The sequence below is a fragment of the Gemmatimonadaceae bacterium genome (assembly GCA_019752115.1).
GTDB lineage: Bacteria > Gemmatimonadota > Gemmatimonadetes > Gemmatimonadales > Gemmatimonadaceae > Gemmatimonas.
Genome location: JAIEMN010000031.1, coordinates 1 through 18,971, shown reverse-complemented (window position 1 = coordinate 18,971; position 18,971 = coordinate 1). Strand labels below are relative to the sequence as shown.

The 18,971-nt window shown below is 67.1% G+C and carries 15 protein-coding genes; 13 read left to right on the top strand and 2 right to left on the bottom strand.

All coding sequences use genetic code 11. From position 1 onward, the window contains the following. Positions 1-195 precede the first annotated feature (195 nt). From bchF to K2R93_15310, 13 genes are read left to right on the top strand one after another with little or no spacing between them, the layout of a single operon-like run. Positions 196-765, top strand: a complete 570-nt coding sequence (gene bchF / locus K2R93_15370; GenBank protein ID MBY0491221.1) for a 2-vinyl bacteriochlorophyllide hydratase — start codon at positions 196-198, stop codon at positions 763-765. Next, on the top strand, positions 762-2,015 hold the full coding sequence (locus K2R93_15365) for a ferredoxin:protochlorophyllide reductase (ATP-dependent) subunit N (GenBank protein ID MBY0491220.1): 1,254 nt from the start codon (positions 762-764) through the stop codon (positions 2,013-2,015). Before bchF ends, K2R93_15365 begins: the two co-directional genes overlap by 4 nt. A 5-nt stretch (positions 2,016-2,020) precedes the next feature. Beyond that, positions 2,021-3,784, top strand: a complete 1,764-nt coding sequence (locus tag K2R93_15360) for a ferredoxin:protochlorophyllide reductase (ATP-dependent) subunit B (protein MBY0491219.1) — start codon at positions 2,021-2,023, stop codon at positions 3,782-3,784. Next, positions 3,774-7,601 (top strand): magnesium chelatase subunit H, encoded by a 3,828-nt coding sequence (gene bchH / locus K2R93_15355; GenBank protein MBY0491218.1) that lies wholly within the window; start codon positions 3,774-3,776, stop codon positions 7,599-7,601. Before K2R93_15360 ends, bchH begins: the two co-directional genes overlap by 11 nt. Then, positions 7,598-8,491: a ferredoxin:protochlorophyllide reductase (ATP-dependent) iron-sulfur ATP-binding protein gene (gene bchL, locus K2R93_15350; protein ID MBY0491217.1), complete on the top strand. Its 894-nt coding sequence runs from the start codon at positions 7,598-7,600 to the stop codon at positions 8,489-8,491. The genes bchH and bchL overlap by 4 nt, the downstream gene beginning before the upstream one ends. Beyond that, the gene (bchM, locus tag K2R93_15345) at positions 8,491-9,291 is read left to right on the top strand and encodes a magnesium protoporphyrin IX methyltransferase (protein ID MBY0491216.1); all 801 of its coding nucleotides are present in this window, start codon (positions 8,491-8,493) and stop codon (positions 9,289-9,291) included. Before bchL ends, bchM begins: the two co-directional genes overlap by 1 nt. Positions 9,292-9,344: 53 nt before the next feature. After that, the gene (locus K2R93_15340; protein MBY0491215.1) at positions 9,345-9,668 is read left to right on the top strand and encodes a hypothetical protein; all 324 of its coding nucleotides are present in this window, start codon (positions 9,345-9,347) and stop codon (positions 9,666-9,668) included. 24 nt (positions 9,669-9,692) lie between these two features. Then, the gene (gene acsF / locus K2R93_15335) at positions 9,693-10,778 is read left to right on the top strand and encodes a magnesium-protoporphyrin IX monomethyl ester (oxidative) cyclase (GenBank protein ID MBY0491214.1); all 1,086 of its coding nucleotides are present in this window, start codon (positions 9,693-9,695) and stop codon (positions 10,776-10,778) included. 34 nt (positions 10,779-10,812) lie between these two features. Further along, on the top strand, positions 10,813-12,261 hold the full coding sequence (locus K2R93_15330; protein MBY0491213.1) for a BCD family MFS transporter: 1,449 nt from the start codon (positions 10,813-10,815) through the stop codon (positions 12,259-12,261). A 30-nt stretch (positions 12,262-12,291) separates the two neighbouring features. Further along, positions 12,292-12,495 (top strand): hypothetical protein, encoded by a 204-nt coding sequence (locus tag K2R93_15325; protein ID MBY0491212.1) that lies wholly within the window; start codon positions 12,292-12,294, stop codon positions 12,493-12,495. Further along, positions 12,495-13,040 (top strand): PRC-barrel domain-containing protein, encoded by a 546-nt coding sequence (locus tag K2R93_15320; GenBank protein MBY0491211.1) that lies wholly within the window; start codon positions 12,495-12,497, stop codon positions 13,038-13,040. The genes K2R93_15325 and K2R93_15320 overlap by 1 nt, the downstream gene beginning before the upstream one ends. After that, a complete protein-coding gene (locus K2R93_15315; protein MBY0491210.1) occupies positions 13,037-13,708 on the top strand; it encodes a PH domain-containing protein in 672 nt (223 codons plus the stop codon). The genes K2R93_15320 and K2R93_15315 overlap by 4 nt, the downstream gene beginning before the upstream one ends. A gap of 17 nt (positions 13,709-13,725) precedes the next feature. Continuing rightward, positions 13,726-14,250: a hypothetical protein gene (locus K2R93_15310; GenBank protein MBY0491209.1), complete on the top strand. Its 525-nt coding sequence runs from the start codon at positions 13,726-13,728 to the stop codon at positions 14,248-14,250. A 143-nt stretch (positions 14,251-14,393) separates the two neighbouring features. Here the strand turns inward: K2R93_15310 and K2R93_15305 are convergent, their stop codons facing one another. Next, the gene (locus K2R93_15305; protein MBY0491208.1) at positions 14,394-17,279 is read right to left on the bottom strand and encodes an Ig-like domain-containing protein; all 2,886 of its coding nucleotides are present in this window, start codon (positions 17,277-17,279) and stop codon (positions 14,394-14,396) included. A gap of 363 nt (positions 17,280-17,642) precedes the next feature. Further along, on the bottom strand, positions 17,643-18,971 hold a 1,329-nt coding region (locus tag K2R93_15300; protein ID MBY0491207.1), incomplete at its 5' end, for a hypothetical protein.

Below are 18,971 nucleotides of genomic sequence, written 5' to 3'. Positions count from 1 at the left end.
GGTGTCCGGGTGACAGCACACACTCTACGCGTGACGGACCCGGGCAGGGCCCGCCACGGACTGGGGATTGCCGAGTATGGTACCGGCCAGTCCAGTTGTCAAGAAAAGTGTACGTCAATAATGCTTGACAACCGCTCGGTCCAATCGTAGCATCGAGCCCATCTGGGTCAGCGAACCCCCGGAAGAGACGGCTAGATGACTGTTGTACCTACCCACCCGACGCCGGCCCCTCAGGCCGACGCCACCGCACACGCGTCTGCGCCCGCCAAGCGGACCGGCCTCTACACGCCGGAAGAGCGCAAGCGTCGCGACGAAACCAAGTGGACCCTCGTTCAGGGGATCCTCGCGCCTGTCCAGTTCCTGGTCATGGCGGTTTCGGTCGTGCTCGTCCTGCGCTATCTGCGCACGGGCGAGGGGCTCATGGCGGCCAATATTTCCATCGTCGTCAAGACGGCCGTGCTCTACACGATCATGGTCACCGGCGCGATCTGGGAGAAGGTCGTCTTCGGCCAGTATCTCTTCCACGAATCGTTCTTCTGGGAAGACGTGGTGAGCTTCTTCGTGATCGGCCAGCATACGGCCTATCTGATCGGGCTCTATCTCAAGCGGGATCCGCGCTTCCTGATGTTCATGGCGCTGGTGGCCTACGCGGCCTACACCGTGAACGCCATCCAATTCATCCTGAAGCTGCGCGCCGCGCGGCTGCAGGAAGCGGCCGAGAAGGCCGCCCGGGCAGCCGCGATGCCTGAGGGGCAGGCCGCGTGAGCGCCGTCCTCGAGCTGCCGGTCATCCGCGAGCGGGGGCAGCGCGAGGTGTTCTGTGGCCTCACGGGCATCGTGTGGCTGCACCGGAAAATGCAGGACGCCTTCTTTCTCGTGGTTGGGTCGCGCACCTGTGCGCACCTCGTCCAGAGTGCGGCGGGCGTCATGATCTTCGCCGAGCCCCGCTTCGCGACCGCCATTCTGAGTGAGCGCGATCTGGCCGGCCTGGCTGACGCGAACGACGAACTCGATCGCGTCGTGACGCAGCTCCTCGACCGGCGCCCCGATATCGGGACGCTGTTTCTGGTGGGCTCGTGCCCGTCGGAAGTGATCAAGCTCGATCTCGCGCGTGCCGCCGAGCGGCTCAATCAGCGCTTCATGCCGCGCGTCCAGATCCTCAACTACTCCGGCAGCGGCATCGAAACGACGTTTACACAGGGCGAAGACGCCTGCCTGAAGTCGATGGTGCCGCACCTTCCCGCGAGCACGGCCAGCACGGCGGAGCTGCTCGTCGTGGGCACGGTGGCCGATGTCGTCGAAGACCAGTTCGCGCGCACGTTCGAAAAGCTGGGCGTGGGGCCGGTCCGCTTCTTTCCGCCGCGTCGCGCCCGAGACCTGCCGCCAATCGGCCCGAACACTCGGCTCCTGCTCGCGCAGCCCTTCCTGGGCGATACCGCACGGGCCCTGCTGGCCCGGGGCGCCACGCTGATCAACGCGCCGTTCCCCTTTGGCGTCGAAGGCACGACGGCGTGGCTCACCGCCGCCGCCGCCGCGTGGGGCGTGAGTGCGGAGCGCGTCGCCGAGATCACCGCGCCGCAGGCGCAGCGCGCGCGCGTGGCGCTGCAGCGCTATCGCCCGGCGCTCGAAAGCAAGCGCGTCTTCTTCTTCCCCGATTCGCAGCTCGAGATCCCGCTTGCGCGCTTCCTCCACGAAGAGTGCGGGATGGAGCTGGTCGAAGTCGGCACGCCCTACCTCGACCGCCTCATGGTGGAATCGGAGCTCGAACGGCTCCCCGCTACCGCGCAGGTGAGCGAAGGGCAGGATGTGGAGAAGCAGCTCGATCGGTGCCGCGCGGCGCGCCCCGATCTCACGGTCTGTGGCCTGGGGCTCGCCAATCCGCTCGAAGCCGAAGGACTGCGTACCAAATGGTCCATCGAATTGGTGTTCTCCCCCGTGCATGGCTACGAGCAGGCGGGGGACTTGGCTGAACTTTTCGCCCGCCCGCTCGATCGGGCGCAGCGGTTGGCGGTGTAACGCGCATGGAACTCACGCTCTGGACCTACGAAGGCCCGCCGCACGTCGGCGCGATGCGCATTGCCACCTCCATGAAGGGGCTGCACTACGTGCTGCACGCCCCGCAGGGCGATACCTACGCCGATCTGCTCTTCACCATGATCGAACGGCGCGACCAGCGTCCGCCGGTCACGTACACCACGTTCCAGGCGCGTGACCTGGGCGGTGACACGGCGGAACTGGTGAAGCAGTCGGTGCGCGATGCCTACGAGCGCTTCAAGCCCGACGCGATGCTCGTGGGCGAGTCCTGCACGGCCGAGCTCATTCAGGACCAGCCGGGCTCGCTGGCGCAGGGGATGAACCTGCCGGTGCCGATCGTGCCGCTCGAGCTTCCCGCCTACTCCAAGAAGGAGAACTGGGGCGCGAGCGAAACGTTCTATCACCTGGTGCGCACGCTGCTCCTGCCGATGCAGCCCGCCCCGGGCACCGCGTCGCGCGAGCCGGTGCCCGCGGTCATCGCCCGTGAAGGGCGCCGCCCGCGCGTCAACCTGCTCGGTGCCACCGCCCTGGGCTTCCGCAATCGCGATGACGTGCGCGAAGTCACGCGGCTGCTGCAGGATCTGGGCGTGGACATTCATGTCTGCGCACCGCTCAACGCGACCGTCGCCGATATCCGCCGCCTCCCGGAGGCCGACGCCAACGTCGTACTCTATCCGGAAGTGGCCGACACCGCCGCGCGCTGGCTGCAGAAGGCGTTCGGCATGCCGATCGTGAAGACGGTGCCGATCGGGGTGCTCGCGACCCGCGAGTTCATCGAAGAAATCGGGCGTGTGACCGGCGTCGATGTGACGCCGGTGTTGGAGCGCGAGCGCGCCGGCACGGCGCAGGCCGATGCCAGCCGCTCCATGCTCCCGTGGTACTCGCGGTCGGTGGACTCGACGTACCTGACCGGCAAGCGCGTCTTCGTGTTCGGCGATGCCACGCACGTGCTGGCCGCCGCGCGCATCGCGAAGGACGAGTTGGGATTCAACGTGGTGGGGATCGGTACGTACGATCGGGCCTTCGCGCGCGCGGTGCGCGAATACGCGGCGAGCATCGGGGTCGACGCGCTCATCTCCGACGATTATCTCGCGGTCGAAGCGAAAGTCTCCGAACTCGCGCCCGAACTCGTGCTCGGCACGCAGATGGAGCGTCACATCGCCAAGCGGCTCGGCGTGCCGTGCGCGGTGATCTCGGCGCCCATTCACGTGCAGGATGTGCCGGCGCGGCACTCGCCGCAGATGGGGTTCGAAGGCGCCAACGTCATTTTCGACACGTGGGTGCACCCGCTCATGATGGGGCTCGAGGAACATCTGCTGCACATGTTCCGCGACGACTTCGAATTCGGCGATGGCGCGTCGCCGTCGCATCTGCACGCCTCGGCGGCGGCGGTGGCGCCGGCGCAGGCGCAGGCGCCGAGCAGTGATCGGCTCGGAACGCTGGCCACGCCGCGGACGTTTGCGAACTCGCCCACTCCGACGCCGATCGACGCGCACGAGCCGGTGGCGCCCGAGGCCGCGAGCGCGGTTGGACTTACGGAAGAAGAAGAGGAGAGCCGCCCGGTCAGCGCGGTGCGCACTCCCGTCACTGTCGTCACCTGGCTTGGACCAGCAGAGGCCGAGTTGAAGAAGATTCCCTTCTTCGTGCGTGGCAAGGCACGCCGGAACACCGAGCGGTACGCGATGGACCACGGCATCAGCGAGATCACCGTGGACACGCTCTACGATGCGAAGGCGTACTATGGCCGCTGATCTCCGTACGGCGCCGCGCCTCAAGTTCGTGATCACCACCCTCGACGCGCATCTTGCCGATGCCTTCGAGGGCGCCAAACGCGGGCTCGCCGATCTGCCCAACGTCGATGTGCGCATGCAGATCGCGGCCGACTTCAGCGATCCAGCGGCTGCCGAACGCGCGCGGCGTGACATTGCCGATGCCAACTTCATCGTGTGCACGCAGCTCTTCCAGGAAGAGTACGCGAACGCGGTGCTGCCGGCCGTGCTGGCTCGTCGTGATGCCGCCGATGCGGTGCTCTGCGCGTTGTGCACGCCGGAACTGGTGAAATGCACGAAGCTGGGCAAGTTCGACATGTCGGGGGGCGAAAGCCGCTCGCCGTTCTCGCCGATCTCGCTGCTCAAGAAGCTCCGCGGCTCGCGCGGCGACGGGAAGAGCAGCGGTGAACGCCAGATGTCGGCGCTGCGGACGCTGCCGAACATTCTCAAGTTCATTCCGGGCACCGCGCAGGATGTGCGCGCGTACCTGCTGCTCATCCAGTACTGGCTTGCCGGTACCGATGAGAACATCGCGCAGATGATCCGCTACGCGATCGACCGCTTCGCGGCCGGTCCGCGCAGTGTGTACAAGGGGGCGCTCAAGCCCGGGCAGCCGATCACCTACCCCGAAGTCGGGGTGTGGCACCCGGCGCTCCCCGATCGCGGCATCACCGAGCGCCTCGACGAGGTCCTCAAGCGCAGCAAGGGCGACCAGGGCACGATCGGTCTCCTGGTGGGCCGCTCGTATCTCCTCGCCGGCAACACCGCGCACTATGCGGCGGTGGTGCAGGCGCTCGAAGCGCGCGGCCTGCGCGTCGTGGCCGGCTTCTCCAGTGCGCTCGACGCGCGACCGGCCATCGAGAAGTACTTCACCGACGGCAAGGGCAAGGCCACGATCGATGCCATGATCAATCTCACCGGCTTCTCGCTGGTGGGTGGTCCGGCGTACAACGATTCGGTGGCGGCGCAGAAGGTCCTCAAGGAACTCGACGTCCCGTACCTCACGCTGCAGACCCTTGAGTTCCAGACGATCGAGGAGTGGCAGCGCGACGCGCGCGGGCTCAATCCGCTCCAGGCCACCTTGCAGATCGCCATCCCTGAACTCGACGGCGCCATCGTGCCGACGGTGTTCGGCGGCAAGGGGCCGGCGGTGGAAGGCAAGCCGGCCGCCTCGGAGCCCATTCCGGAGCGCGTCGAACGCGTCGCGGAACGCGTGGCGAAGCTGGTGGCCGTGCGTCGCAAGGATCGCGCGCAGCGCAAGCTCGCCATCATTCTGTTCAACTTCCCGCCCAATGCCGGCAACACCGGCTCGGCGGCGTATCTCGCGGTATTCCCGTCGCTGCAGCGCGTGCTGGCCGAGCTCAAGGAGCAGGGCTACACGGTGGAGCTGCCCAGCAGCGTGGAGGAACTGCGCGAACGGCTCACGCAGGGCAATCGCGAGCGCTACGGTGCGCCGGCCAATGTGCACACGCGCATTCCGGTGGACGATCACGTGCGCCGCGAACGCTACCTCAAGGAAATCGAGAGCACCTGGGGGCCGGCCCCGGGCAAGCAGCTCACCGACGGCCAGACGCTCCACATCATGGGGCTCCAGCTCGGGAACGTCTTCGTGGGCGTGCAGCCCAGCTTTGGCTGGGAAGGCGACCCGATGCGGCTGCTCTTCGAAGGCGGCTTTGCGCCGACGCATGCGTTCAGCGCCTTCTACCGCTGGCTCAAGGAAGACTATGCGGCCGACGCTGTGCTGCACTTCGGCACGCACGGCGCGCTCGAGTTCATGCCCGGCAAGCAGAGTGGCCTCGACAACACCTGCTGGCCCGATCGCCTGATCGGCGATCTCCCGAACGTCTATCTCTACGCGTCGAACAACTCGTCGGAAGGCACGCTCGCCAAGCGCCGCGGCAACGCGACGCTGGTCAGCTACCTCACGCCGCCGGTGTCCAACGCGGGGCTGTATCGCGGGCTGGCCGATCTCAAGACGTCGCTCGATCGCTGGCGGCAGATGGACGGCGGCCGCGCGGCCGAAGCGGCGTCGCTGCGTGAACTGGTGCAGCAGCAGGCGGCGGCGGTGGAGCTCGCGAAGGCCGAACCGGTGTGGACGGCCGAGGAAGCCGATGCGCGGGTCGCCGAGATCCGCGAGAAACTGCTCGAGCTCGAGTACACGCTCATCCCCACCGGTCTGCATGTGGTGGGCGAAGGCATGGTCCCCGAAGCTCGCGTCGATGTCCTGATCGAGATGGCGCGCGCTGGGCGCCCGGAAGCCGACCTGCCCCCGATCGGTGAGACCGTGGTGGCAGGACATGGCGACAAGCGCACCGACGATCGGACCGGCGCCGCCGTTGAAGCCGTCGTACGCCGAGGCGTGGAAACGCTCGTGCACACGGGGGATCTGCGCGGTGCCCAGCAGGCGGCGCGCGCCGAAGCCAAGACGCACGGCATCCGCATCCATAGCGAGAAGGAGTTCGACCAGCACCTGCTGTTCCTCTCCTGCTACGACGCCTCGCTACGCGACGATCGCGAAATCGAAGGCATCCTGCGGGCGCTCGATATGCGCTACGTGGAGCCGGCGCCGGGCGGCGATCTGCTGCGCAATCCGCAGGTGCTGCCGAGCGGCCGCAATATCTACGGCTTCGACCCGTATCGCGTGCCGAGTGCGGCGGCGATGCTCGAAGGCCGCGCGCGCGCCGAACAGCTGCTGCAGAAGCACAAGGCGGAGACCGGGGAGTTCCCCGAGACGATCGCCGTCGTGCTCTGGGGCACCGACAACATGAAGAGCGAGGGCACGCCGCTGGCGCAGGTGATGGCGCTGATGGGCGTCGTCCCGCGTTTCGACAGCGTGGGGCGCCTGACCGGTGCGCGCCTGTTGCCGCTGGAACAGCTCGGCCGCCCGCGCATCGACTGCGTGATCACGCTCTCCGGCATCTTCCGGGACCTGCTGCCGCTGCAGGTCAAGCTCCTCGCCGAAGCGTCGCAGCTGTGCGCGGCGGCCGATGAGCCGGAGGCGATGAACAGCATTCGCAAGCACGCGCTCGAGACGATGCGGGAGACCGGCTGCACGCTCGAGCAGGCGGCGCTGCGCGTCTTCTCGAACGCCGATGGCGCCTACGGCTCGAACGTCAACCTGCTCATCGAAACGGGCAAGTGGCAGGACGAGAACGAGCTCGCCGATCTCTTTGTGCAGCGCAAGGGCTTTGCCTACGGCCCCGATGGCAAGCCGCAGCAGCAGGCGGCGCTCATGAAGCGGGCCCTCGGCAAGGCGACGCTCAGCTTCCAGGGGCTCGACTCGGTGGATCTCGGCGCCACCGACATCGACCAGTACGTGGAATCGCTCGGTGGCATGACGCGCGTGATCGCGCAGCAGAACGACGGCAAGGCGCCCGCGGTATACGTGGGTGACTACGGGCAGGGGCAGGGCAAGGTGCGCACGCTCAAGGAGCAGGTCGAGCTCGAGTCGCGCACCAAGATGCTCAACCCGAAGTGGTATGAAAGCCAGATCCAGTACGGCTACGAGGGCGTCCGCAACATCACGGGCCACCTCACCACCACGCTCGGCTGGTCGGCGACCGGCGGGCAGGGGACGGTGCCGCAGTGGGTCTACGCCGAAGCATCAAAGACGTTCGTGCTCGACGAGGAGATGCGCCGCCGGCTGGCGGAAGCGAATCCGGACGCGGCGCTGGGGATTGCGCAGCGCCTGCTCGAAGCGAACGATCGCGGGTACTGGCAGCCGGATGATGCAACGCTCGAGGCGTTGCGTGATGCGGCGGCTGAACTGGAGGACCGCCTGGAGGGCGTATTCGGATGACAGTGAAACTCCCCATCATGGACGCGCTCGGCGACGGTGATGGCTCGGTCCAGGTGCATCTGGATGAGAGCCAGAAGATCGATGGCGCGCTCGTGATCGCGGTGTACGGCAAGGGCGGCATCGGGAAGAGCACGACGTCGTCGAATCTGTCGGCGGCGTTCTCGAAGCTCGGCAAGCGCGTCCTGCAGATCGGCTGCGACCCGAAGCACGACAGCACCTTCACGCTCACCAAGCGCATGGTGCCCACCGTCATCGACGTGCTCGAAGGGGTGGACTTCCACGCCGAAGAGCTGCGTCCGGAAGACTTCATGTTCGAAGGCTTCAACGGGGTGCAGTGCATCGAAGCGGGCGGCCCGCCCGCCGGCACCGGGTGCGGCGGCTACGTCACCGGCCAGACCGTGAAGCTCCTCAAGGAGCATCATCTGCTCGAAGACACCGATGTGGTGATCTTCGACGTGCTGGGCGACGTGGTGTGCGGCGGCTTTGCCGCGCCGCTGCAGCATGCGCATTACTGCCTGATCGTCACGGCGAACGACTTCGATTCGATCTTCGCCATGAACCGCATCATCGCGGCCATTCAGGCCAAGTCGAAGAACTACAAGGTCCGGCTGGGCGGCGTCGTTGCCAACCGGTCGCGCGAAACGAACGAGATCGACCGCTTCAATGCGGCCGTGGGCCTCAAGACGATGGCCCACTTCCAGGATGTCGATGCGATCCGTCGCAGCCGCCTGAAGAAGTGCACCATCTTCGAGATGGAGCCGACCGAGGAAGTGGTCACGGTGCAGAACGAGTATCTGACGCTCGCCAAGCGCATGCTGGAAGATGTCCAGCCGCTGCCGGCGACGCCGCTCAAGGATCGCGAGATCTTTGACCTGCTGGGATTTGACTGATGGCCAGCACGCCTGAGCTCTCCCCGACTCCAGGTCCGTCGTTCGACGGCACGTTGCCTGGGGGTTCGCACGCCGCATCGGTGACGTATCGCGAGCGGCGGGCCTGGATCGGGGAGTACTTCGACCGCACCGCGGCCGATGCCTGGAAGGCGCTCACCTCCGATGCGCCCGTATCGCGCGTGCGCGCCTCGGTGCGGGCTGGCCGTGACCGGATGCGGTCCACGCTGATGTCGTGGCTGCCGCCGGAGCTCCATGGCAAGCGGGTGCTGGACGCCGGCTGCGGGACGGGCACGGCCTCCATCGAACTCGCGCAGCGCGGCGCCGAGGTGGTGGCCATCGACCTGTCGCCCACGCTGGTGCAGCATGCGCAGGAGCGGGCCGAGGCGCTCGGGGTCGATGACATCGATTTCCGGGCCGGCGACATGCTCGACCCTTCGCTGGGCACGTTCGATTATGTGGTCGCGATGGACTCGATCATCCACTACGAGGTCCATGACATGGTCATCGCCCTCGCGGCCCTCGCCCCCCGGGTGCGGGAGCGGATGGTGATCACCGTGGCCCCGCGCACCCCGATGCTCACGGTCATGCGGGCGGTGGGCAAGCTGTTCCCCAAGGGCGACCGGTCGCCGTCCATCGTGCCGGTTTCGGAGCGGGAGTTCCGCGACGCCTTCGTGCAGCAGCCGGCCCTGGAAAGCTGGGGCATGGTGGGCACCAGACTGGTGGAAAGCGGGTTTTATCGTTCGATGGCCATCGCGTTGCAGAACGCGAGCATGGATGGCCATGGCGCCGTGAAGCGCTGAACGGCGATGTCGCTATTTCGGGAGGACGCAGGATGGAACTGATGGAGTCCCTGATGGGATGGCCGCTGGTCGCCGGGGCGGGGCTGGTGCTGGCCGTGTGGTACGTGATGTCGCGCCGGACCGAGGTGCCGTGCACCGTGGACCTCGAGGCCACGCACGACCACTTCCACGCGCATGTGGATCTCAAAGGCGTCGAGGTGGACCCGGGCGATGAGGTGCTGGTGCGCAATGCGCCGAGCCGCATCGCGTTCGGGACGACCCAGACGTTCGAATCGAGCGCCGAGGTGAAGCGTGCGAGCTGGCTCAAGCGCCAGATCGTGAAGCTCACCGGCGGGACCGAAATCCACGAACTCTACGAAGTCGGCTTCGAAGGCTGACCGCGCACGACGAGACCACTCCCCATGTATGACACGACGACCGATGTGCCGGTGCGGGCGATGAAGCCGGTGAACGAGACGACGAAGGCGGCGCAGCAGGATGCGATCCTGAATCCGCGCTTCTACACGACCAACTTCGCCGAGATCGACGCGCTCAAGATCACGCCCGAGAACCGCCGGATGTGGGACGAGATCCTGGCCGAGTTCCGGCGCGATCCGAACAAGGATCACTTCAAGCGCAACGAAGAATTCGACGCCGACTTCTCCACGATGGACCCGGCGCTGCGCGAGCAGTTCGTCGAGTTCCTGACCAGTTCCGTGACGGCCGAATTCTCGGGGTGCATTCTGTACGCCGAGATCAAGAAGCGCATCAAGAACCCCGACGTGCGCGAACTCTTCGGCTTCATGAGCCGCGATGAAGGGCGCCACGCCGGGTTCATTAACCACACGCTGAACGATTTCAACGTGGCGGTGGACCTGAGCTTCCTCACGAAGGCCAAGAAGTACACGTACTTCCAGCCGAAGTTCATCTACTACGCGACGTATCTGTCCGAAAAGATCGGCTACGCGCGCTACGTGACGATCTACCGCAACTTCGAGAAGCAGCCGGAGAAGCGGTTCCACCCGATCTTCAAGTGGTTCGAGAACTGGTGCCTCGACGAGTTCCGTCATGGCGAAGCGTTCGCGGTGCTGATGCGCTCGAACCCGCAGTTCCTCGAGGGGACGAACAAGCTCTGGATCCGCTTCTTCCTGCTCGCGGTGTTCTGCACCATGTACGTGCGCGACCACAGCCGGAAGGCGTTCTTCGACTTCATGGGCATCGACGTCGATCAGTACGATCGCGAGGTGATCAAGCTGACGAATCTCATCAGCCGCCAGGTCTTCCCCGAGACGATCGACACCGAGAGCGCGGAGTTCTGGGGGCTCATGGACAAGATGTGGCGCAATACCGACGAGATGCGGAAGATCGAAGCCTCCGGGGGGCTGCTGGCCAAGGCCCGCGTGGCACTCCTGAAGGCCTCCAACGCGTTCATCTTCCTGCGGCTGTTCCTCCGCACCCCGCACCGGCAGCCGCTGCCGGCCGATGTGCGCATGCAGCCCGTCTGGTAAGCCTGCTAGTGACCGGTTCTTTTCGGAGTACGTGATGGCTTCCCCGTCCGATCGGCTCGTCAACTATTGGCGCAACGTCAACACCGACTGGTTGCCGTTCGCCGACGTCGCGAGTGATGATGTGCCGCTGTCGCGCCTCTTCCGCCTGACGCTGTTTCAGCTGTCGGTGGGGATGGTGCAGACGCTGTTCGTGGGCACGCTCAACCGCGTGATGATCCTGGAGCTCAAGGTGCCGGCGTCGCTGGTGGCGATCATGCTCGCCATCCCGCTGCTCGTCGCGCCGTTCCGCGCGCTCGTCGGCTTCAAGTCCGATACGCACAAGAGCATCCTGGGGTGGAAGCGTGTCCCGTATCTCTGGCTGGGCACGCAGATGCAGTTCGGCGGGCTGGCCATCATGCCCTTCGCGCTGCTGGTGCTCTCCGAGCATGGCGGGCGGGCGCCGCTCTGGGTCGCGTATGCGGGGACCGGGCTCGCGTTCCTGCTCGTGGGGGCCGGGGCGCACACCACGCAGACGGCCGGTCTGGCACTCGCCACCGACATCGTCGAGGAAGACAAGCGGCCGCGCGTCATCGCCCTGATGTATCTCATGATGCTCATGGGCACCCTGGTGAGTGCGCTCGTGCTCGAGCGGCTGCTGCAGGGCTTCACGCCCATGAAGCTCATCCAGGTGATTCAGGGGACGGCGGTGTTCACGGTGATCTGCAACGCGGTGTCGCTCTGGAAGCAGGAAGTGCGGGTCCGCGGGGTGGTGGAGTACCAGAAGGGCGAACGGCGCCCACTCTTCCGCGACGCCTGGCGCACCTTCTCCGAGGGGGGACAGGCGGTCCGTCTCCTCATGGCGGTGGGGCTGGGCTTCTTTGCGTTCAACCTCCAGGACGTGCTCCTCGAGCCGTACGGCGGGGAGATCCTGCACTTCACCGTGGCTGAGACCACGGCGCTGACCGCCATCATGGCGTTCGGGGCGGTGGTCTCGTTCATCGTGGCTGCCACGCTCCTGCGGCTCCATAACGACCCCATCCGCCTGGCCAAGCAGGGGGTGCTCTGGGGGGTGCTGGGCTTCGCCCTCGTCTCCCTCGCGAGCGTCTACTCCTCGGCCTTCTTCTTCCGGGTGGGCGTGATGCTCATCGGGTTTGGCGAGGGGCTCTTCGGGGTGGGGACGCTGTCCTATGCCATGGGCATCCGCGACGCCTCGCAGCACGGGATCGCGCTGGGCGCCTGGGGGGCCGTCTTTGCGACCGCCGAGGGGCTCTCGTTTGCCGTCAGCGGTGTGACCAAGGACTGGTTGTCGCACCTGGTGGCGCGGAATGAGCTGAGTCCCGTGTTGAACCACCCGGCGGTTCCATATACCGCCGTGTATGTCACGGAGATCGTGGTGCTGATCGCCACGCTGCTCCCGTTGTACCTCCTGAGTGCCCGTCACGCGACGGCCCAGGATGCTGTAGATTCGTCTCGTCCATTCGGGCTCGCGGATATTCCCGCCTGACCGGTCCCTTCACGCTCCGGAGCATCCTCCATGATGGAGAAAATCGATGGTGCCCAGATCGCGTTGTATGCGTTCTGGCTCTTCTTCGCCGGGTTGATCATCTACCTCCGCCGCGAGGACAAGCGCGAGGGGTATCCGCTCGAGTCGCCGCAGGGACCGCGTGAAGGCTGGCCGAAGCCGGGCGCCAAGAAGACGTACATCCACCGCAATCACGACGGCGAGGGCACGCACTGATGACCAGCGTGAAGTTCGTTCCCGCGGACAACTACAACGGCTCGCCGATCGTCCCGACCGGCAATCCGATGATCGATGGCGTCGGCCCGGCGTCGTACAACGCCGCGCGTCGTGACGAGCCCGATCTCACGTTCCATGGCGCGGCCAAGATCGTGCCGATGCGCATCGATCCCGCCTTCTCGGTCGCCAAGGGCGATCCGGATCCGCGCGGCCTCCCGGTCATCGCTGCCGACAAGCAGGTCGCCGGCACGGTGGTCGAGATCTGGGTGAACCGGTCCGAGCCGCAGGTCTCGTACTACGAAGTGCAGCTCACCGGCAGCGAGGAGCGTCGGCTTCTCCCCGTGGGCTTCGTGCAGTGGCCGAACCTCGGCCTCTGGGGCAACGACAAGCTCCTGGTGAAGAGCATCACGGCCGCGCAGTTCGCGAACGTGCCGACCACCAAGCGCGACGACCAGATCACGCTGCTCGAAGAAGACAAGATCGGGGCGTACTACGCCGGTGGGCATCTGTACGCGAAGCCCGAGCGCGCACAGCCGATCATATGAGCCACGGAGAGAGCGGCACGCCCGAGTACATTCGTGGCGTGCCGCATCCGCTGCCGATCGGCGAGCGGTTGCTGTGGGAGGGCGCGCCGCAGATGCGCCTCCTCGCGACGCACGTCTTTCACTGGCGGGTGATCGCGACGTATTTCGCCATCATGCTGGGCTGGTGGCTGGCGTCCACGCCGGAGCCCGTGGGCGGCGATGTGTGGGTGTCGAGCCTGTTCGTGCGCGTGAGCCTGTCGGCCTTCGTGCTCGGACTCGCCTTCGGCCTCGCCAAGGCGGTGGCCAGCACCACGTGGTACGCCATCACGTCGCAGCGCGTCGTGTTGCGCATCGGCATGGTGTTCTCGGTGTCGATCAACATCCCGTTCAAGCTCCTCGTGTCGGCGGGTGTCGGGCGCTTCAAGGATGGCTCGGGGCAGGTCACGCTCTCGCTGGCCAAGGGCCATCGCCTGGCGTACAGCGCGCTCTGGCCGCACTGCCGCGTGTTCCGCCTCAATCAGCCGGAGCCGGTGTTGCGCGGGTTGCCCAACGCCGAGGAAGTCGGTCGCATCCTGGCCGACGCCGTTGTGGCGTCGTCGGCGAATGATGCCGCGTCGCGCGTCGAGCGCGGCGGTGAATCGTCGCGCGTGGTCGACCGGCACGCCGTCCCGCAGCCCGCAGGCGCGTAATACCTGGAGCGTACGACATGAGTGAGATCGTCTTCGAGCAGGAACCGGGCGCCCGGGGGGATGAGCATACGCTCAAGGTCCCGCGCCCGGCGCTGTACATGGCGGGGTTCCTCGTCGCCACGACGTTCGCGCTCGCCATCTCGGCGCGCGTCTTCGGGATCGGCGCGGATCGGGAAACGCCGTCCACCGTGCTCATCGAACGCTCGCTCCGCTTCGCCGACGCCCCCGATCACGGCATTCGCGTCATCGATGCCAGCACCAACACGATCGCCGTGGACCTGCCGCCGAACAGCAACGGCTTCCTGCGCGGCGCCCTGCGCTCCCTGACCCGCACCCGCCGCGCCTATGGCGTCGGCGCGGATGCGCCGTTCCGTCTCGTGCGCTACACCGATGGCCGCCTCGTGCTGCACGACCCGAGCACGACGCAGCACATCACGATCACGAGCTTCGGGCCCACGCAGATCGAAAGCTTCGACAATCTGCTCAAGGCTCATCCGGGGCCGGGGCCGAAGAATGGGGCGCCGTTTATTCCCATTCAGTAGCGGGCGGACGGTTTTTTTACCCCTGAGAGTTCAGGGTGTAGAACGTCAGGGGGGAGAGCTCAGGACAGCAACCGCGGTCCTGAGCTCTCCCCCCTGACGTTCTGCCCCCTGAGCTCTCGGGGGGGCCTCACACCTCACCCCCACTATCGCATCGGCAACGCCATCACCTTCTCTCCAATTGCCGGTGACATCCGCCGCAGATCGAGCCCCAACGCCTTGCCCAGTCGCGTGAGACGCGCTTCGGGCGTGAGCGTGATGGCGGACGCCGGTTTGATGCTATCGGCGTAGATCGCACCACCCACCGTGTAGGACGCGCTCCCGCTGCCGGTGCAGGTGCTCTTCACCGAATCCGGCTTGCCAGCGGTGGTGAAGTACACCCAGTGCTCGACCCGATAGTTGTTGATCGTGGTCTTTCCGCTGCCGTTGCGAAGCTCGACCAGTGCCGTCTTCGCGTTCGGCAGGTTGGACATGTAGGCCGGCTTGTGGAACGTGTAGTCGAACGTCTCATCCATCGTGATCGAGATGAGGCCGATGGTGCAGCCGACCACGAGCAGGAGCGCGCCGCTGGCGAGGATGGGCAGGATGCGCCGCGGCCGCGGCCGCGTCCGTCGGAGCAGGAGAGGCGCGCCGACTGCCGCAACCGCCACGGTCCACCACGGGATCGGCAGACCGCCGCGCGAGCCCGTGTCGCGGCCAAGCGTCCCACCGGCGCCGCCCAGGCGCAGGCTCGACCCGCCGATCGTCCACTTGAGACGACCCTGCACCCGCACGGTGTCCCGGCGCAGCAACTGCATGCTGGACTCGAGCGTGAGTCCGTACGCACGCAGGGAGTCCTGCACCGCCGGGTACGCGGCCCACGTGTACGTCGCCTGCAGGACGGCCAGTCTCGCGGTGTCCTCCTGCGTCTTCGTCCATTTCCCGGCGTTGGACAGGAAGCTCCACACATCGGTGGCGTTCTCGGCCGGATCGAAGCTGATGGAGTCCCCAGGACGATCACACACGAACCGGATACCGTTGTTCAATCCACTCACCGAGGTCATGTGCAGGTCGCCCTCGGGGAGCGGCTGATCGATCAGGTACCGCAGCGTCCAGGCGAGGTTGTACGGCGCCTTGAGATCGGTGTTGGTGATCAGCACGAGCAGATCGTCGGTGCTGCGCAGCATGCTGGGGGGGAATCGCACCGTGTCGCCAGTGCCGACATACGTCCACGTCGCCGCGCCCGGCGCGTGCCGGAACGCCGTCAACGTCGCGGCCTTCGCCGAGACGGCATCGAGCGAGACTGGCAGGGTGTAGTCGGGCCCGAATCGCGCCGGGTCGTGCGTGAGCAGGACGCCCTCCGTCGCGAGTCCGAGGAGTTTCTCGGTGAGGGTGCCACGCACGCCCGCGGTGGCCGTATCGCTGTACGTGAAGCTCCTCGGCCAGAGGGCATTGAACGGCCAGTACGGCCAGATCTTGCCTTCCAGCTGCGCCTTCAGGAACTGCGGATACCACACTTCCCGCTCACCGGGAAAGGCCATCAGGAACGCCGAGATGGGGGTCACTCCATTGGCGACGTCCGCGTACATCTGGCGCACCTTGGCGTCACCGTACGTATCGGCCAGCCACTTTCCCAGCGGCGCCTTGCCATAGCCCGAGTTGGCCACCAGGTCGCGACCGATCCCGGACCAGAGCGAATCGGCCCATGACAGCGGCGTCGGATGGTTGAACGGCTTCGCCACCGACGGGTGCTTCTCGGCGATCCATGTCGAGAACACCTCGTTCAGCCACTGCGTGCGCCAGAGCGGCTCCGACCACGTCATCTGCCGCGTGAACGAGGTCTGCGTGAAGTGGAAGAGTTCGTGAATCACCGTGCCGGGGAACCAGCCCAGATCCACGCGCGCGACATTGTAGGCGACATAGCCGAGGTTCGGATCGAATGGATCCGGCGCCACGCTGTAGTACACGCCATTCCAGCTGCCGCTGGCGAGGTACGCCTGCATCGGCCAGGTCGTGCGATGCTCCCACGAATAGCCCATGCTCAGGATCTGATCACGCGCCTCGTCCATGAGCCGCGCCACCTTGGTGACCTTGGCGAGCAGCGTCGGATTGTTGCCGAAGCCCCAGACCTCGAACGCGCCCTTCGGCGACACCACCCGCGTGAGTTGCATGAGGCCGGACAGCTCCGCCGCCGCCTTGAGATCCTGAGGATTCTGGCTCTTCACATTGGCGCGCACGGCGCTGCGGAAGCCGCTCCCCGGCGGGACCGTAAGCGACGTGGTCCAGGCGCTCGGTCGGCCGCGGAGCGGGACCGTGGCCTGGATGTATCCCGCCGAATCCTGGGCGGCGACGAGCGTCGTGCCGAGCACCAGCTCATCGGTACTGTCGGAAAACGCGAGCGTGGGGCGCGTCACGGCAATCGCCAGCGTGCCGCTCAGCGTGGTCGTGGGCCGGATGCGCACGCGAACCGGGACCACGCGATCACTCGGCAGCCCCTCGAGCGTGTAGTTGGCGGTCGCCGTGCCTTCGGTGTACTCCGGGATGTGCACGGTATCCCGTACCAGCGTCAACGCGGCCGTCGTGGCCAACGCGCCCGACGGAATCGTCACCGCGATCTCGGTCGTGCCGACGGTCCCTCCTGCCGGCCCGACATCACCGCGCGCGACCACCGGACCGTCCGCACTCGCGACGACGGTGATCGCCGCCGCGCCCTGCTTGCCGTCCGTGGCAGCGGTGATGGTCGCCGCGCCGGCGCTGACGGCCGTCACAAGGCCACCCGATGAGACCGAGGCGATGCTCGGCGCGGAGGAGGTCCAGGTGAAGGTGCGCGCAAGAGTGGCCCCACTCGCGTCACGCGCGGTCGCGGTGAGCTGCACCGTGGCCGGTGCGAGCAGGGTGCTGCTCCCGGGGGTGACCTCCACTGTGGTAACCACCGGGTTCGGTGGTGGTGGCGTGATACCGCCGCCGCCGCCGCTGGTGTCGCCGCCGCCACCGGAACCACAGGCGGTCAGGCTCGGGGCCGCGAACACCGCGGCCATGCGCGTGCGGAACATAGGCCTCGTCCTCCGCGTAGCTCCGCCGCGTTGGCGGGGGAGCGCGCTCGCAGAGGCGCGAGTGGCACAGGAACGACGTCCTCCGTCGGACGCGATCGGTGCGTGAAGTGCGCCTGATAGCTACGACATCCGGCGTGACGGTGTGTCAGGCATCGGCTGCCGGCGCGTGAGGCGTCGCCTTACGCACATATAGCAGGGGGAGTGCGGTACCAGTTTGGGGCGTGGTGAGGAGCCCCTTAGGCATCAGTGGGGAGGACCAAAGGGAGTGGGCATCAGGACAGCACTCGCGGTCCTGAACTCTCCCCCCTGACGTTCTGCCCCCTGAGCTCTCGGGGGTGAGTCCCAGGTCTCACATCCCCGATCTCACTCCCGCTTCCCCTCCGCGTTCACCGTGACATTACACGTCACATCCGCTCCCGTCCGCATCCGCCGGAAGAACACGATATTCACCGCGAACTGCAGGGACCCATTCGCCAGGAAGCGACCGTTCAGTCGGGTGGTGAGCGCGGTCATCGTGCGCGCCTGATCGGGGACGATGCGGAAGGTGCTCGCGAACCATCCCTCGCCATCGATGTTGCTCGGGAAGTTGTCGCCGCCTTCGAAGGCGATGCTCAACGTGTCGGCGCCGGGGCGATGCTTCACCAGCGCGATGTCTTCGGCGTTGGGCGGGCGCGTCCACACCGAGACGCATTCGGGAGACCCCACCGCCGTCGCGGCGGCGTAGCGCACGCGATAGCGGCCCCCCACGCCCTTGTGGCGTACGCTCGCGGCTTCGGGCGTCGTGCTGGCGCCGGCCGCGCGGAAGCGCACCGGCGTGCCGAACTCGCTGATGATCTCGTCGATGTCGTCTTTGCGGATGTCGTAGCGCAGGCCGGTCTTCTGGTCGCGGAAGATCACGCTCCCCGATTGCACCACATCCACCCGCCCGCGCATGACCTGCCCGTTGCGCAGGCGCAGTTCATCGTAGGTGAGCGGTGCGCGCCCGGGCGCCGGCGTGACCACGCGGGATTCGCCCGCCGCGCGGCGCGCCGGCTGCACGAAAATCATGCGCGCCGAATCCGCCGCGGTCGGCAGCGCGGCCTTGGTAATCGCCGGGACCCCCGGCTTCTCGGTGGCCACGACCGCGACGCCGCCGGTCAGTGTGGGGCTCACCAGCTGCCCGGGCTTGAGCGGTGCCATCGCGCTGGGCGCGACGGGGACCGCAAAGCTGCCCGGCGACATCGTGCCCGCTGGCGGCGGGGCCACCACGCCGGGAACGGCCGCGGGAGCCACCGACGGATCGGCCGGGCGCGCGACCGGGGTGCGCATCGCCTGCGCCACCGGGGAGATCGGCGGGGTCGTGACGCCGCGGCTCGCCGCGAGCGCCGAATCGAGCGACGAGCGCGGCGACGGTGCGGGGCGCGCCGGTGCTTCGCCCGCGGCCACGAACGCATCAGCGCCCGGCGCGGCTTCGGCACCCACCGGGGTGGAGAAGAACGCGACGCGCCCGACCACCCCGAGCGCCATGAGCAGCAGTGTCCCGGCCATGGCCTTGGTCACCCACGCCGGCACCGGCGGCGCCATCGGGCGGCCACGCGCCCCGTAGGCCGTCGTTGGCCGTGGGGGGAGGGCGATGGTGCCCCTGGCCGCCGATCGTGGCGCAGCGCGGCCGCCAGCGGCCGCTGCGGCCGTCGTGCCGGCGGGTGTGCCGCC

Bases quoted from the DNA above. Each gene is read 5' to 3' on its own strand.
- K2R93_15325 (MBY0491212.1), top strand. From the start codon at position 12,292: ATGATGGAGAAAATCGATGGTGCCCAGATCGCGTTGTATGCGTTCTGG.
- K2R93_15360 (MBY0491219.1), top strand. From the start codon at position 2,021: ATGGAACTCACGCTCTGGACCTACGAAGGCCCGCCGCACGTCGGCGCG.
- bchF (MBY0491221.1), top strand. From the start codon at position 196: ATGACTGTTGTACCTACCCACCCGACGCCGGCCCCTCAGGCCGACGCC.
- K2R93_15320 (MBY0491211.1), top strand. From the start codon at position 12,495: ATGACCAGCGTGAAGTTCGTTCCCGCGGACAACTACAACGGCTCGCCG.
- K2R93_15330 (MBY0491213.1), top strand. From the start codon at position 10,813: ATGGCTTCCCCGTCCGATCGGCTCGTCAACTATTGGCGCAACGTCAAC.
- K2R93_15305 (MBY0491208.1), bottom strand. From the start codon at position 17,279: ATGTTCCGCACGCGCATGGCCGCGGTGTTCGCGGCCCCGAGCCTGACC.
- bchL (MBY0491217.1), top strand. From the start codon at position 7,598: ATGACAGTGAAACTCCCCATCATGGACGCGCTCGGCGACGGTGATGGC.
- bchH (MBY0491218.1), top strand. From the start codon at position 3,774: ATGGCCGCTGATCTCCGTACGGCGCCGCGCCTCAAGTTCGTGATCACC.
- bchM (MBY0491216.1), top strand. From the start codon at position 8,491: ATGGCCAGCACGCCTGAGCTCTCCCCGACTCCAGGTCCGTCGTTCGAC.
- K2R93_15315 (MBY0491210.1), top strand. From the start codon at position 13,037: ATGAGCCACGGAGAGAGCGGCACGCCCGAGTACATTCGTGGCGTGCCG.
- K2R93_15340 (MBY0491215.1), top strand. From the start codon at position 9,345: ATGGGATGGCCGCTGGTCGCCGGGGCGGGGCTGGTGCTGGCCGTGTGG.
- acsF (MBY0491214.1), top strand. From the start codon at position 9,693: ATGTATGACACGACGACCGATGTGCCGGTGCGGGCGATGAAGCCGGTG.
- K2R93_15310 (MBY0491209.1), top strand. From the start codon at position 13,726: ATGAGTGAGATCGTCTTCGAGCAGGAACCGGGCGCCCGGGGGGATGAG.